Source organism: Symploca atlantica LB2515 (genome assembly GCF_052546295.1).
The window spans coordinates 2,539,254-2,555,427 of record NZ_JBQWMT010000001.1; the positions used below are offsets into that span (position 1 = coordinate 2,539,254).

Consider the following 16,174-nt stretch of genomic DNA (forward strand, 5'->3'; position numbering starts at 1 on the left):
GACTACTTAGGAAATTGACGGTTCCTTCTGAGGAGGCGTAACAATAACCACTTCTACCTGTAAGTTGGTTAAGGCAGCAACTTGCTTACTCGCTTCTGGATCAAGGCGGATTTTGACCTTAACAATTTTGTTATCGGTGTTAGCCATGGGGTTGGTGCTGAAGATTTCTTGTTTGTTAACTTGCAGACCAATCTCGGCGACTTTACCCTGTAATTCTACTGGAAAAGCTTCGCTAGTAATAATTGCCTCTTGGCCGATTCTAACTTTTTCAATGTCAGTCTGATAGACTTCTGCTATCACATTCATCTGGTCTGTATTAGCTATTTTTGCTATTCTGGCAATCCCATCAACGTCTTGAATTTCTCCTGCTTTGCTACTGACCTCAATAATTTGCCCATCCATCGGCGCTCTAATGTAGGATAAATCCAGGTTGGCTTCGGCCTGCTTAACTGCAGCGCTTGCTTTATCAACTTCTGCTTGTGCTACTTGCACATCCACAGGACGGACTTCGGCAATGCTGTCTAAGGTGGCTCTAGCCTGTAGCTGCCTTTCTTGAAGAGTTTCTATAGTGCGATCAAGAGCTGCGTTGGCTTCTCTGAGCTGCTCTTTAGTGGTATCTACTTTCAAACGCCTACTGTCTAACTCGGAGGCAGAAATGGCACCTTGTTTTTGTAAATATTCATAACGATTAAAGTCTACTTCGGCGTTACGTAACTCGGCCTTAATACGAGCAATAGTTGCCTTTTGAGAAGCAATTTGTCCGGTTAATTCAGCCTCTAAATTACTAATTGAGGCTTTTTGAGCATTAATGTCTCCCGATTTAGCTCCGGCTTTTACTCTATCTAGATTAGCTTTGGCCACTGTAACTTCTGATTTAGCCTGCTCTAAGATGGCTTGCCGTTGAGCCTGATTATCAAGGATGGCAATCACTTGTCCTGCACTAACGCGATCGCCTTTACTAACTAAAATCTTTTTAACTACGGCACCATCTCCGGAATTGGGTGCGGGAGCAGAAATATCTGTGATCCCTCCTTCTGGTTCTATACGCCCTAAAGATGCAACGTTTCGGACGACAGGAGCCACCTCTTGAGTAGTGGAGCCTACGCTCGAGAAGTTAGTCGGTCGATCTCTGATAAAGCTATAGATAAAGAGACCTCCACTGGCTAAGGCCATGACAGCTGCCGAAGCTGCAACCCATTGAACTATAGGTTTTGCGAGTGTCCCTTTGGGGAGTGGCTGACTATCTTTATGCACCATAACTACTAATACTTCCAAATTGCAATAATCTTAGGGAATCGCACCAAGTTAACCGTAGGAGGTGCTATAGATAATTGGGAATTGGGGTGCTAAGTCCCGACCCTCGGCACCCAGGTCAATGATGACTTCACAGGGAATATCAGACTTGTTTTATCGGTTTTTTAGAGATTTTATGGATCAATCAAAAAAAGAAAGTTAATACGCTCTTGTGAAACTAGTAACAACTTAGAAGGAGCTTAGCTATGGTCTACTTAGACGAGGTTTCTATTCTGTTAGTGGTGAACCTTTTAACCATAATCAATTTTTAGAGATTGGTTTGTCTAAGCCATTCCTTTGTCCGCTTGAGTCCCTCTTCCAGAGTTATTTTGGGTTCGTAGCTTAGCTGGTTTTGCGCTTTTTCTACCGAATAAGCATAAGGACGAGTGATGAAATCTATCGATTCTGGTAGAGTATCAATATTTTGATGGAGAATGTTTTGCCCAAAGCAGCGTAGTTGGATTAAAAACCTCAGAATACAAGCTGGCAGAGACAATGGTGCAGGGACACCAGCAATATCTGCTAAGCGTGTAAAGTACTCCTTCCAGGAAGTTTCTTGTCCATCAGTGATGTTAAAGGTTTCTCCATAAGCTTCTTTTTCTATGGCAAGAAAGATCGCTTCAATCAGATTGTCTATATATACATGGTTCATTACTCCCTGTCCACCGTTAGCCAAGACAAATAGTCTTTTACGCATTAATGAAAGTGGTCGTACGATCCAGGATGTGCTGCCGGGACCGTAAACATCTCCTGGTCTAATAATAATGATGCCGAAATTCTCTGGAGTATTCAGTTTTAAAAGTTCCTGGTCAGCTTCTATTTTAGTTTGGCAGTAAGGATTATTCTCTCCACGGAGCGGCCCTCTTTCTGTAACACGATCAGGATATTTAAATCCGTATACCATGACACTTGAGAGATGGACAAATGTTTTGGCCCCAGCATTCATTGCGGCTCTGGCCATATTAATTGTGCCGCCAACATTCACTGCACGCAACTTTTCTATTGACCCGCTTTCTTTGGCAATAGCGGCCGTATGTAGAACTATATCTACCCCTTGACAGGCTTTTCGGGCAGCTACGATATCTGTGATGCTACCAACCACCACATCAACACCGAGAGCTTCTGCTTTTTTGACCTTATCTTGAGAACGTTGCAGTCCTCGGACTTTCATTCCCCGTTCTAGAGCAAGTTCAGCTGCACGTAAGCCGATAAAACCGCCAATTCCTGTAATCAGAATAGTTTTGTCGTTGAGGTTCATGGTTCAGAGGTGAGCCGGGTGGCAAAGTTAATCAACTAATTGGATGCTTATTTGGTACTTATTCGAGGGTTCGCAAAACTCTTTGACCTTCAATAACCGAGCTATCGGTTGCCTTGGCAGCAAGTGCTAGTTCCGGCACAGGAATCACACCTCGGAAGATAAAATCACGCAGGAGATGCCAACCTCGACGAGTCAATAACTGTTCGCGCAGGGATGGTCTGGCTGCCGGATAGAGTTGCCTCCATCGAAGAAGATCACTACGAGACAAACTCCAATCATCGCAACGATACTTCTCCACAGAAAACCCAGCATTTTCCAAGAGAACAAACACTTCCTCCTGACTAAACGCATGAAGGTGGTAGGGATCAATATGCCGAGTTTCACCCAGTGGTACTGACAGCAGTAGATCACCACCCAAAGCTATGGAGCGACGGAGGCATTCCAAGAACTTATGAGGATTAGGGACGTGTTCAATTGTCTCGAAAGAAACAACAACGTCGAACTGCTCGTGCCACTCAAACTGCTCGGCGTCAGCGCAGATGAACTCTATGTTGCTTTCCCGGTAGTGCTTCTTAGCATATTCAACTGTCTGAGGACACAAATCTACCCCAACCACAGCTTTTGCACCGGCAAGGCTTAGCATCTGGCTGCCATATCCTGTACCGCAAGCGATATCTAGTACTCTCTTTCCTTTGACATAACGCGCCGCAGTCTCATAGCGTCGTAGATGAATATCGAACAGCTTTTTACTTGCCGGATCGCCAGGTATTTGTTTAGGAATTAAGCGTTCCCAGGTAAAGGGAAGATCTTCTAGCAGTTCGAGCGCACTGGTATCAGAGTTATTGAGGCTAGACTGGTTGATAGGAAAATCGTAAGTTTGTGGCATTATTTCAGATCTTAATTTGATGCAGTTTGTCGTTAACTAAAGAAGCGCGGGATATTAGGCTAAGTTGAATCTCTGCTAGCTGTTATTGCTTAAGAGAAGTAAAATGTTTACCGCCTAGTTCAACTTCTTGGCGAGCACATCCATCCTTTAATCTTTCTATGAGATATTCCATCTCAGGAGCCATGAAATTTGTGCCGTGGTCTGGTTCTACCAAACTCACTAAGGCAATATTAGGGTCAGGTTGATTTGACAAACTGTCGATACCCAGGAAATTGAACACTCCTGATTCATAGGTGCCACAAGGGACTGAAGGATTATGAACTCCTACACAATATTCATGGGACTTAAACCATTGAAGTGCAGGATAACCATGAAAGTGAACCATGGGCGCACCATTTTTGATTAATTCCGGTGCATACAAAGCTGCAGAGAGAGCCATACCTAGCATGACGTAGAGGTCATAAGAAGGTTTGATATCCACTTCTTCTGGATTAATTCCTTGAGGCAATTGTAGGAATAATCTATCTTTCAAACCAATTCTGACGATATCACTTTCAAGATTTAAGTCAGTCTTATTGGAACCTGAACGAGCACTTAAAATCCAGATATCGGGAATCTGTTGAAAGATAGTTTCTTCACCTCTTTTTGTTTTGACGTACCGTCTATTAATTTCGTTCTGACGGACTTCATTACTGCCAAATCCCTCAACAGTTGATAGGCTCTCCCACTCTTCCTCTGTAATTTCCCGCTTGCCTATGTATTGCGGTTGTTCGGCATAGGCAACAAAACCGTAAGATACACCAGTTCTTCCATTGACAATTACTTTGACAATATCCCTGTGGGACTTTCTTTTAATTACCTCACTCAGTTTAAAGCCAGGGGGAAACAGACCAGTTGAAGCTAGTTCTTTGCCCAGAGCTACTAATTTAGCTGCATAACTAGTTTCCTGAGGATTGTACTGCCCGATTGCAAATCTATTCAATAGAACTGGGGCAATCGGCACAAAAATTTTGGGAATTAGGGATTTTAAAACAAATCTATCAACTTCTTCTTGACCAAAGATAGAATCCGATAGATTCATGTTCAAAATAGAGAGCTTGGTGTCAGATACTCCAATAACTACTTCAGAAAAAGTTCTGACTAGAATGTTTAAACCAATGCCAATTTTCCGTTGGTAAGGAATTTGCGAGTTAGTAAAATCTTGATCTAACTCAGTGAGTGTAATCACCTGGGTACTATTGGGATCTTCAATATATTTAGCAGCGTGCTCAACAGCCCAGCCGGTTAATCTGGCAATTTTGGGAATTGATATTTCTTTATCCTTGCCAATAAAGCGAGAATAAATTTGGTACAACTTCTCGGCAATGAAATTTTTGAATTTGCTATTTAAAGAAGGAGGTCTTTCTACATCGATTACTGCATTGATGCCCGATTTGACTACCCTCATTTTGAAACTTTTTTTCAATTTCAAAAATGGGATTTTGATCTCGTAGCGAAACTCAGTTGTTGCTTTTTGCCAAGGCTCTACTTGCACTCCGTAATTGCGAAGCTTTAGTTCTAATTCTTCTCGGAATTTAAGAATTGCTGCTTTATTATAGCTCTTGGGCAAAGGTCTAAAGGTAACTTTTAGCCTTTGAGCCATTAATATTGGATCAATGATTGGTTGTTTATAACCAGCAGCAGAATTACTATTAAATCCGCCAATTAAGCGACCAATAGTTTGTAGAGTTAAACCCTGACTTGAGGATTCAGAAGTAGTGGTTTCTGGCAAATCCTGCTTGCGCAAAAATTCCAGAAGTTCTGCCTTATGTTGGGCTAATTCAGAGCGTAGTTCTGAGGTCAATACTCCTTTAGGAGAACGAATACTCAGTTTGTCATTATCAGCCCATAACTGAATACCCTGCTGAGTAAGACTTGCCAAAAGTTCGGATGCATTCATAATTCAAATCTCCAAAAATTCTGATTCCGAAACTTCGGGTTCTTCTGCCAACCGCTGGGAAAGTGCTTCAATTGTGGGGTAATGTAGCAACATTAAAGGAGATAGCTGAATCCCCAGAAACTTCTCCGCTCTGCTAGCAAGAAGCATTGCCTGTGCTGAATCTAGACCATAGCTTTCCCATTCTGCTTGGATGTCTATCTCATTAGGCGTCACTCCTAGCTGCTCGGCAATGTTAATCATCAGCCAAGTTTGAATAGTTTCTGCTGTCAGAGTGTTTTGGAGATTAAGTTCGGTAGTAGGTTGACTCATATAAGTAGCGCCTCAGGGAGATAATTGGCTTCAAAGGTTGACATAGTACGCAAAGACAAGTTTGGGTGATTGGTTTCCTAGATCATTGTTAAAGTTGCAGACTCACTACTAGCAGGACACAACTTCACTGAGATAACCAAAGGACTTACTTTTACCCAGTTTCCGGGGTACACCCGGTACTGCATCTTAAAATAAAGAAAAATGTCGGACTTTGTTGGATCTGGCTTGGTAAAGATTAAACTTAACCCAACCTTATAATTTGCCTAAAATCTCCATTGGCTTGTTTTTTTTGTTAGGAAATTACCTCGCTCCAGAACCAAAATCTTCCGTTAGTGCCAGTCTTTTGCTATAGTACCGCTACTAGCATTTTTTCCTTAATGCTTGTTTAGCAATAGCCGTTAGTGCCGTACACTGTTTATTAAGATTTAGACAACTATGGATTTAAAAGATATGCTGTCTATTAAGCTACAAAATGCTGTTTTGGGTTTCAGTAATCAGACTTAATCCAGCATCACCATGGGAAAAAATCTATACTCTACCACTAGGTAAAAACTAAATTACACGAAGAGTAACTGACGTTTGGATCAAAGTAGTAATCTGAGCAGATTTCGTCCACTTTTGATGATTGGTTACTCTCACACAACAAGCAAAGTTAATCTATAGTTGCCCAAACCCCAAACGCCAATATCCTTACTTCGGTCATTAAGTTACCCCTATACAGCTAATTCTTCTGGGGTGTTTTCTGCAAGTCTCGAAAGGTCTTCCATCTTCACAAAACCTTTATTGATGAAGTAAACTAGGTAGTTACTAAATAGTTCGGGTTCTAGAGGCGGACAGACAATGGAACTGCCGGCCAAAGCCTTCAGAGTTTTCTGACAACTGAGTTTTGGTCTTCTCGATTGGAAGTACATCTCCGGAATGGTCAGTTGCTCCTCAGTCCATCTCTCAAATAAGAAAGGTCGTAGTTTATATAAAGCACTCTCTTCAGAACGCATGCTGGCTTTCAAATGCTTTTGCCATGCTTCATAGGTAACATGCTCAATTGAATAGCCACCTTCTTTAAGCCATTCAACCACTTGGTTTAAGGGTAGTGGTTGGGGATGTTGCAGATGAAAGGCTTTCCCGATTGACTCTTTCTGTAGTGAAAGATAGGCAATAGCCTTACCAACATAGTCTACAGGAGAGGCGTCCATCAGATAATCTATATCAGGAAAAGTACCGATTTGGAGACAACCCTTGATCATCAAAGCCAGAAAGTCGTCTGTGTTGCCGATGCCTGTTTTGCTGTGTCCTAGGATAAATGGTGGTCTATAGATACAAACAGGAAGTCCTCGATCACGGGCAATTATTACTAATCTTTCTGAAACCCATTTACTTTGAGAGTAACCCAGAAACATTCCTTTGGTTTGGTCAAAGTTACCATCTTCTTCTAAAACTTTTCCAGCATAAGCAGAGGATTCAAAGATAGCAACACTGGAAATATAGTGAACAAGTTTAACCTTAACATGGCAGGCAAACTTCAAAATTTCCTGAGTACCGAGAACATTAATCTTTTTCAGTGCTGAGTAGGGATAGACATAGTTAAGTAAAGCAGCACTGTGATAGATAGTATCAATCTTGTGAGCCAAGATTTGATACTGTTCAGGTGCAAAACCCAGCATTGGCTTAGAAACATCGCCGAGAACTGGTATAATTCTGGAGCTAAAACGCTCGTTCCAAACTCCATATTGCTCCATGTTAGCTTGTAGCCTTCTCTTGCCAGAGTAAGCATCAGCAGCCCGTACTAAACAATAGATATCTGCGCGAGTTCGATGCAAGAGTTCTTGAAGTAGAAAAGCTCCCAAAAAGCCTGTTCCGCCAGTGAAAAAGATGAATAGTGGCTCTGTTACAGGTCTGTAAGGCTGCAAAGGATGAGGACGAATAGTTGAGTCTAAAACAGCTTCTGCCTTCAAATCCAAAGGTTTTGGCGGATTGACACCAGATACTCCTTTGCGCAGGACAAACCCTTGTTCTTTTTTGAGCTGTAGTAACAGCAGCTCTCTTTGTGCTGGAGAAAGTTGTGCGATTCGCTGTGATAGTTCAGTCATGTTGATTCTATCCCTCAATCCTCAATAAATTGCTTTTCTGTGGTAACTGCTGCATTCACTTGTTCTGGTGAAAGTTGCTCGATCTCAGCTAACATTTTGGCTAGCTTCTCACTACTTACCTGCTCAACAATCTCCATATCTAAATCTTTTGATTCTTCAGCTAAGCGCTCAGAAAAAGCATCAATTGTCGGATAGTGCCATACCAGAGTAGGAGAGAGTTGGAATCCTAAAAAATTCTCCATTTTGCTAGCAAGTAGCATCGCTTGCGCTGAGTCTAAACCATAGCTATCCAAGCGTTCTTTAATATCTATTTCTTCCGGTTCAACTCCTAGCTGTTCAGCTAGATTAGAAACTAGCCAATCTTGAATAGCTTCTGCTGTTAGAGGGGTTCCGACATTGGGGTTGATAGTAGGCTTGCTCATAGAGTTTTTGCACCTCCGGTAGGAATTGGTTTTAATAAGTCATTTTTTCGCAACCAAGTGGCGGTTTTTGCCATACCTTCGTCAAGAAGAATTTTGGGTTGATAACCAAGAACACGCCGAGCTTTTTCAATGGAGTAAGTGTGGCACCGGGTGACAAAATCAATACTTTCGGGAAAGATTCCTAGTTGCTTGCCTTGGAGTTTAGCCGCCGTTTTTAGCGCCATGGCTGGCATAGAAGCCGGCTGAGGTTCACCAGCAATCTCAGCTAGTCGGTAGAAAAACTGTTTCCAGGTGGTTTTGCCGCCATCGGTGATGTTAAAGGCTTCACCATATCTCTCTTGTTCGGCAGCCAGAAAAACGCCATCTATTAGGTTATCGATATAGACATGGTTGATGATTCCCTTACCTCCATTGGCCAGAGCGAATACTTTCTGTCGCATTAATTGCAGTGGTTCAAGTATCCAGCTAGAGGCACCAGGCCCATAAATGTCCCCTGGTCGAATGATGATCACTCCGAAATCAGGCGGGGCGTTAAACTTTAATACTTCTTGCTCCGATTCTATTTTCGTCTGACAAAGAGGATTTTTCTCGCCTCGTAAAGGTCCATCTTCTGTTATTTGATCGGGAAATTTAAAGCCATAAACCATCACTGTAGAAAGATGGAGGAAAGTCTTAACGCCTGCTTGCTTAGCAGCCTTAACGGCATTGATAGCTCCATCGACGTTTACTCGGCGAAAAGGCTCTATGGGGCCGGCTGGGTCTACCATAGATTCTGTATGAAACACGATATCTATGTTTTGGCAAACCTGGTCTAATTGGGCTGCATCTGAGGTGCTGCCTACCACTACCTCTATTCCCAGTGCTTCAGCTTTTTTGGCCGCCTCTGGTAAAGGTTCCAGCCCCTTTACTTTGATTCCTCGCTCTAGGGCTATTTCTGCTGCGCGTAATCCAACATAATTACCAATGCCTGTGATCAGGAGAGTTTTGTCATTAATGTCCATAAGTTTGAATGCTATTTTAGAGAGTCTAACCAGACTTGAAAATCCACTGTAGTCTTTAGACTATTTACTTTTTAGAAAACAAGTATCGATACTCTAAGATTAGGGGCTGGTTGAGCTAAAAATTTTAGTACTCAAACGCTCGCTCACCTCTGTACAAAACTCGCCCCTACTTAAACGGAGATGGATGATACTGACTGTAGTGAACTGGCATTTGTAGACCCTGGATTTTCAAATTTTGCATCCGGTAGAGAAATGCCGCTCCGGTCATAATATGGAAAGCTAAATCAAATACTTTCCGATTCTGTGGTTGAGCTAAATAAGAATCTCTTACCCAGTCATTAAACCCACCCATTGCTGGACCACACCAGATTTGGTAATCCATTTCCCGACCTTTTTCTCCAGAGTGAGACCACCGAGAAGACAATCCCAGATACCAGCGAAAAATTGAAGCCATTTTCATCTTGGGATTATTGCTTACTCTGGCCAATTTTTGAGGATTACGTTTAGATAAATAATCTGCGGTAGCCTCCCAAACAGATTCCAGGCTCTGTTTAAAAATCTGTTTTTCTAGTTTTTCTCTCTCCTGGGTAGGAATTTCTTCGATTGAGTTGTAGGTTTTATATATTTCGTAAAGTTTCTGAGCTCTTAAAGGAAAGAGAGTGCCTTTTTTGAGAACTTGAACTTTTACCCCCATTTCAAACATATCCCCCGCGGGAGCCATCATCACGTCGGGCATTTCTGCTTGAGCTAACAATTTCTTGGTATGTTCAGAAGCTGCGGCTTCAACACAAGACTGATTAATCGAGCCAGTCACTACGTAAGCAGCGCCCATAATAAATGCGGCTAATGCTGATTGGGGAGTGCCAATTCCTCCTGCTACTCCTACTCTGACGGGTTTAGAGTAACAGTATTTTGCCTGGATTTCATCTCTTAATTCAATGATAGAAGGCAACAGACAGACTAAAGGACGATTATCTGTATGACCACCGGAATCAGCTTCTACGGTGATATCATCCGCCACTGGTACTTGTTGAGCTAAGCTTGCTTGTAACTCACTGATCAAACCCTGGCTGACTAGTTCTTGAAGAATCGCTGCCGGAGCTGGCTGGAGAAATTTACTGGCAACTTCTCGGCGGGAGAGTTTAGCAATAACTTTATTCTTGATTTGAATTTGATTAGCTCCGTCTAGACCAAGTCCTGCAGCTCGGTAATAGACGATATTGGGAGTCAAATCTAGGAAGGCAGAAGCTTCTACAGTGTTAACACCATATTTGAGATACAAGTCAACCGTAGCGCGTTCAACCGACTGATCGTGGGGATTGTGAAGCAAATTGAAGGCGTAAGGTCCTTGGGGCAGAGCTCGTTGAATGCGATGGATTGCTTCTTCAACACGGGAAGGAGATAGACCGCCAGTGCCAAAAGAACTCAAAATCTTTTCTTTACCCAGAGCAATGACTAGCTCCTCAGAGGCAATGCCACCAGCCATCGCACCAGTAGTATAGGCATATTTGACGCCATGAAATGCTAGAAAACTGGGGTCGCCTAACTGTTGAATTGGCAGTGGTGGAGAAGCCATCAGCATTTCCACTTGCTCCATCAGAGTGTTGTCCCTCTGTAACCAATGACCTTCATTGGTTACACCAACCTGCCCCTGAACTCTCACGATGTAGCAAGGTTGATCTAAATTGAGTAGTTTAGCTTTGATTCCTGCATCATCAAAAGACACGCAATCGATAAAGCTTCTCTTAACCTGATTTTGACCGTAAGGACAGGTAGATGATTGCAGACTATTATCTTTTCCTTCAAGGGACGTTTGTGTGGTTACCATTTTTTAAATCCTCCAATTAAAACCAACTGCTTGCTAGTTATTTGCTATCGTGACTACCTACTATTAGATTCCCTACCACCAACTGGCTTATCCACAAGTGATTTCTCTTTACTTAAGGATTCTTGAGCAAGCAACTGTTGGGAGAATTCTATTTGGTTCTGAATGATTTCACACATCTGTCGGAGTGATTCCTGCCGCGCGTCTAGAAAGACAGCCTGAGCGTGGTTGAGACGGGAATTATTTTCGCTCAGTTTTTGGCACTGAGAGCTGTGTAATTTAGGTAGTGATAGTTCTGCAACAGACTCATTGTTTGTTGTGCTATGAGTCTGATTTGATTGATGATTATCTGCTGCCTCTTGTGTTGCACTTGTTTGCTCAGATTGTAAGTTTTCTTGAGAGCACAAACTGTTACAAATGTCACCGTTCAATTGATATTTGTCAGGTGCTTTTTTCAGCACCAATTTATCTTTTGGTGACTCACTATTTCCGTTAGCTTCACTGGAATAATTAGTGTTTTTTGCTTCTGCAAACAACCTGTGAATAGATTGATCAACTGGCTGAGACTCACTTTGGCTAGGAAGTTCTTGCAAAGAAATATTTTTGAATATTTTTTGATTTTCTTCACTCAAAATTGTCTCAGCAATTCCTTTTCTGCCCAAGGTAATAGTTTTAACAATTGACTTACTCTGATCAGAGTTTGCTTGGGTTTGGCAATACAATGGTGACAGGTTGAGAGGGACTCGATGAATGACCAATTTTGCTAATGCTTTGAGGATAGAAGTATGTTCATTCGCGCCTCTTTTATCCAGGGAAACTGTAACGTGGTCTTTATCTTTTAGGTTGACATCTAACCAACGAGAACAAGTCCCACTAGCGCCAGCTTCAATAAATATTCTGGCACCATCTTCATAGACTCTATTAATTAGCCGAGGAAAATCAAGTGGTTGACAGAGTGCTTTAGCAATATTTTTGGCAATGGACTCACTGTCGAGTTTTACAGGTTCGTAATCCGCTGCCGAGTAAAAAACTGTTCGCGTTGTATTTTCTGCTGGTAAAGTATTGACTCTGGCTATCTCCTCATATTCCGAGAGCATTGCTTCGCAATGGAGGACGTGGTCGAGGGGAAGACTGAAACCTTCGCAATTTAAAGTTTTCATCACCCTTTGACAAGCCTGCTTATCTCCGGAAATTACTACCTCTGTTGGTGTATTGATGTGAGTCAAATAGACGTGGCTCTCATCTTTCAAACATTCCTGAAGCTGCTCAGCAGAAACCATGAGAACGTAGGTAGCCCAAAACTCAGGATCCTGACAATCATGCTCCTCAGATAGCCCCCAATACTCCCTCAGTGCATCTTTACGACCAGACAGCCTTGTGCCAAAAAGAGGAGACGAGTTTAAGGCGAGTCTACCTTCTTGGTAATAAGTCGGCCAAATGCCCTGGCAACAAATCATGCTAATTTCGCCTAGACTATACCCAAAGGTATAGTCTGCCTGGACTTGGAAATAATCCCTCATAATGGCAGTGAGGAATCCGGAAACGCCAATGCCAGCCTCCAGCATGACTGGTGCATTGTCTAGTAACTCTTGTTCGAGAGCCTCAAGCTGCCTTCTTGACAATTTATTCAAGCTTCTTGGGGCAAAAACTCTTTCTAGTTTTACAAGAAGGTTATCCGCGTTCTGGACGGCCGAGTCATCGAATGTCGATTTGGGAAACATCCGGAAGATATTCCGGGCAAAACCAATATAAGCGTTGAAGGCACCGGGGTAAACGAAAGCGATTTTACCCTCTCTCCCTAAGGGGTTGGCTGTAAAACAACTACCTACAGGAGTTTGCCAGTCTTTGCCCTGCTCGAAAGCATTAGCAACACCACTGAAAGCCCGCTGAATTTCCCGGGCCAATTCCTCTTTGTTACGTCCGAGAATTGCTAAGGCATAAGTTGCCTCAGAACGTTTTTGAAATTCTGCAAAGGTGTGGCTGACCGTAGCAGACAAAGAAACGCTATCTTCAATAGTTTTTTGTAAACTACTAAGCTGTTCCAGTACCTCTTCTCTACTGTTAGCAGCTATGGGGAACATATTAAAAGGCATTTGTTCCAAATACCTACTGTGACGCTCAACCTGACTCGGTTCATCCGACAAAATTAAATGAGCGTAAGTACCATCTATCCCCAAACTATTAATTGCAGCTACCCTTTTAGGGGCTTCTTTCGGCAGATACCAGCCTTTAGCTGCTGTATCCACATAAAAGGGACTACCTTGCCAAGCTTCAGGTTTTTTCGGACTTGACCACTGTGGCACTGGCGGAATGTAGCGGTGATACAGGCAGAGTGCAGTTTTGATTAAACTGGCTATTCCTGAAGCAACGTAGGTATGACCAACATTAGCTTTTACCGAGCCGATCGCACAACTCAGGTCGTGGTCAGAGGTCTTGTAAGCCTGCATTAAGCCTGCAATCTCTGAGTCATCTTCTAAAGGAATACCACTGCTGAAAACTTCCAGGTAGTGAACGTCTTTAGGAGATAAGCCTGCCAGTTGGTGAGCCTGTTGGCAAGCTTGGGCAATCGCTTGAGAATTGGGCTTGGTGGGAAAATTATCGACCCGTGCCGTGGTTTTATCTTGCACTAAACTGAGAGCATCAATCACTGCATAGATGCGATGTTGCTCTTGCTTAGCTGTGTCATGACGTTTTAAAACAACCGCTCCTGCGCCCTCTCCGACTGTCCAGCCGTTGGCTTTCTGGTCGTAACCCAAGGTGTTGACACCTGTGTTGACTTTTGCCAATTTGTTGCGCAACAAGACATTCTCCACCCCGCCGGCCAGATCGACAGCACCGACAAGCACCGCATCTACTTCGCCAGTTGCCAGTAGCCTTTGCGCCACTTCCAAGGCTTTGAAGGTGGAATTTTCGCCAGCACTCATCGTAAAAGAAGGACCATTGAAATCCCAGAGAGCAGAAATCCGACTGGGCATAATATTGCCGATACAACCCACAAATTCGCTGGAACCAGCCGGGTTATGAAGACTATCTTTTGCGATATTTGCTAGTTGCGACATCTCCTGATCAGGCAAAGACAGGTTCTCTTGCTTGAGACCTTCTGCAATTTGCCAGGGCAGATTCCATCTTTGCTGTAACTGGTGGATAGAAAGTTCTGCTTCCATGGCAACAATTACAGCCACATTACCTCCCTCTACCAGTCCCGCATCTCGGAGTGCCCGATCAGCTACTTGAAGCATCAACAGTTGTTGAGGTAGTACTTTGCCTACTTCATTGGGTGGTATTTTGAAATGTAGAGGATCGATTTCCAACTCTTTAATATAGCCACCCAACGGTGCTTTACCGTCCTCAAAACCATAGTCTTTCAGTAGCTGCTCTTGCTGTTCTATTCCTTGCCAACGTTGAGGAGGAACAGGGATAAAAGCTTGGTTTCCATCATAAACACACCGATCAAAAGCATCCAAACCATTGCAGACTCCAAAAAAGGCATCCATTCCGACGATGGCCATTGGTGTGGGAGGCACTGGCTCGAATCTAGTGTCTGCTTCAGGGATTGGTTCAAGCCTGCTAGGTTGCTCAAGAATTAAATGTCCATTAGTACCACCAAAACCGAAGGCACTGACTGCACCACGTTTGAGTGAGCCATTATTTGGCCAGGGAGTAGCTGTTCTCACGATTTGCTCAGGCCCGATTATCCTATCTGGGGATTCCAGAGGTTCGGTAATATTAATCGTGGGTGGTATGACGCCTTTAGACATGCTCAAAATTACTTTAATAATGCTGACCATGCCAGCAGCGGTGAGCAAGTGACCCACATTAGATTTAACTGAGCCCACCAAAGGAGCCGCCTGATGCTGACCGAAGAAAGCCTCCATAGAAGCTAGTTCAGTAGTGTCTCCTAACAGAGTGCCAGTGCCATGACATTCTAGATAATCGATACTTTTTGGATTAATTCCTGCCTCAGCGTAAGCTCTGTCAAAAGCCAGAACTTGTCCTCTTTGATTCGGGCTGAGCAGGTGTTTTCCTTTGCCGTCGTTGGATAATCCGGCACCACAGATAGTGGCATAAATCTGATCGCCATCCCTGAGTGCATCACTGTAGCGTTTGAGCACCACCATTCCGACTCCCTCTGAAGGAGTCAGACCTCTAGATGATTTATCAAAAGGCTGGCTGACGCCATTTGTCGGGTAAGCCTGAACCCCAGAAAAGACCATCCGCAAGAAGAGAGAATCAACAAAGCTGACGGCTCCAGCTAACATCAGATCGGTTTTGCGTGACAACAATTGGTCACAGGCCAACTTCACTGCATAAAGGGAGGAGGAGCAAGCAGCATCTAGAGAGAAATTAATGCCCCCCAAAGAAAGAGCTTGGGCAACTAACCCTGAAGGTAAACTAGAGAGCATGGCATTATAAGGCGACACCTGATCAGCGTCCGCTGCAGAAGCCAGACGAAAGTTGTCATGGTGCAAAAGCTCTCCGAGAGCAGGCTCGATAGCCCTCTGATAGATTGGAGCTAACAACTGATTAGATAATTTAGTAGGTAATGAAAGATTACCGAGAATGACACCACAGTTAGAGAGAACTTTTTCATTACCCCAATAATTGCTGTTCTCTAAAGCTTGCTTAGCGACATAGAGGGAGCCTTTAAAGATCGTATCTAAACCTTCAATAACTGCTGAAGGTAAGTTGTAGCCAGTTGCCTCAAATGCAAAATTTTTAATAAATCCTCCCTTTAAGGAGTATGTCTTATCCGGTGTCCCCTGTTCTGGGTCATAAAAGATTGCCGGATCGACTCCCAGCTCATCAGCCGTTGCCAAGGAAGCTGAATCTTTTTCCCCTATTAGGTTATGCCAAAATTGTTCTGGGTTTTGAGCATCGGGGAAGAGGCAAGATAATCCGATTATTGCTATTTTTTCCATTACTCTTACTCCTACTTATGTTTGCTTACTAATAGACCAGGATTGGACGCTAATTCCCTGTGAAAGCTAAGGACTTGCTCAACCGAGAGTGCCTTATTAGTTGACCTGACTACTAATCCCACGTGGTCAACCCTTTGATACAACTCATCCTCCGTCCAACCAAGGCTTAGATATTCTGCCGGAGTCATAAGAAGGTTTCAAAAATATCTACAATGCTGCTTTTTGGGAGTTTAAA

The 16,174-nt window shown here is 43.3% G+C and carries 8 protein-coding genes and 1 pseudogene; all 9 read right to left on the reverse strand.

Going from position 1 to position 16,174, the window contains the following annotated elements; genetic code table 11:
- Window positions 1-6: 6 nt before the first annotated feature.
- The 9 genes and pseudogenes from ACT7WV_RS10640 to ACT7WV_RS10685 all read right to left on the reverse strand — a co-directional run bounded on the left by ACT7WV_RS10640 (window position 7) and on the right by ACT7WV_RS10685 (window position 15,939).
- Window positions 7-1,257: an ABC exporter membrane fusion protein gene (locus ACT7WV_RS10640; RefSeq protein ID WP_445102881.1), complete on the reverse strand. Its 1,251-nt coding sequence runs from the start codon at window positions 1,255-1,257 to the stop codon at window positions 7-9.
- A 304-nt stretch (window positions 1,258-1,561) separates the two neighbouring features.
- On the reverse strand, window positions 1,562-2,551 hold the full coding sequence (locus tag ACT7WV_RS10645) for an NAD-dependent epimerase/dehydratase family protein (protein ID WP_445102882.1): 990 nt from the start codon (window positions 2,549-2,551) through the stop codon (window positions 1,562-1,564).
- A gap of 58 nt (window positions 2,552-2,609) precedes the next feature.
- A complete protein-coding gene (locus ACT7WV_RS10650) occupies window positions 2,610-3,437 on the reverse strand; it encodes a class I SAM-dependent methyltransferase (protein WP_445102883.1) in 828 nt (275 codons plus the stop codon).
- A gap of 82 nt (window positions 3,438-3,519) precedes the next feature.
- Window positions 3,520-5,376, reverse strand: a complete 1,857-nt coding sequence (locus ACT7WV_RS10655; RefSeq protein ID WP_445102884.1) for a TubC N-terminal docking domain-related protein — start codon at window positions 5,374-5,376, stop codon at window positions 3,520-3,522.
- Window positions 5,377-5,379: 3 nt separating this feature from the next.
- Window positions 5,380-5,685, reverse strand: a complete 306-nt coding sequence (locus tag ACT7WV_RS10660) for a phosphopantetheine-binding protein (protein ID WP_445102885.1) — start codon at window positions 5,683-5,685, stop codon at window positions 5,380-5,382.
- A gap of 713 nt (window positions 5,686-6,398) precedes the next feature.
- Window positions 6,399-8,194: pseudogene (locus ACT7WV_RS10665) on the reverse strand (thioester reductase domain-containing protein).
- Window positions 8,191-9,195: an NAD-dependent epimerase/dehydratase family protein gene (locus ACT7WV_RS10675; RefSeq protein ID WP_445102888.1), complete on the reverse strand. Its 1,005-nt coding sequence runs from the start codon at window positions 9,193-9,195 to the stop codon at window positions 8,191-8,193. Before ACT7WV_RS10675 ends, ACT7WV_RS10665 begins: the two are co-directional and overlap by 4 nt.
- A 166-nt stretch (window positions 9,196-9,361) precedes the next feature.
- Window positions 9,362-11,023, reverse strand: coding sequence for a PfaD family polyunsaturated fatty acid/polyketide biosynthesis protein (locus ACT7WV_RS10680; RefSeq protein WP_445102889.1), 1,662 nt, complete (start codon window positions 11,021-11,023; stop codon window positions 9,362-9,364).
- Window positions 11,024-11,076: 53 nt separating this feature from the next.
- Complete coding sequence (locus ACT7WV_RS10685; RefSeq protein ID WP_445102890.1) at window positions 11,077-15,939, reverse strand: PfaB family protein; 4,863 nt, start codon at window positions 15,937-15,939, stop codon at window positions 11,077-11,079.
- Window positions 15,940-16,174: the final 235 nt, after the last annotated feature.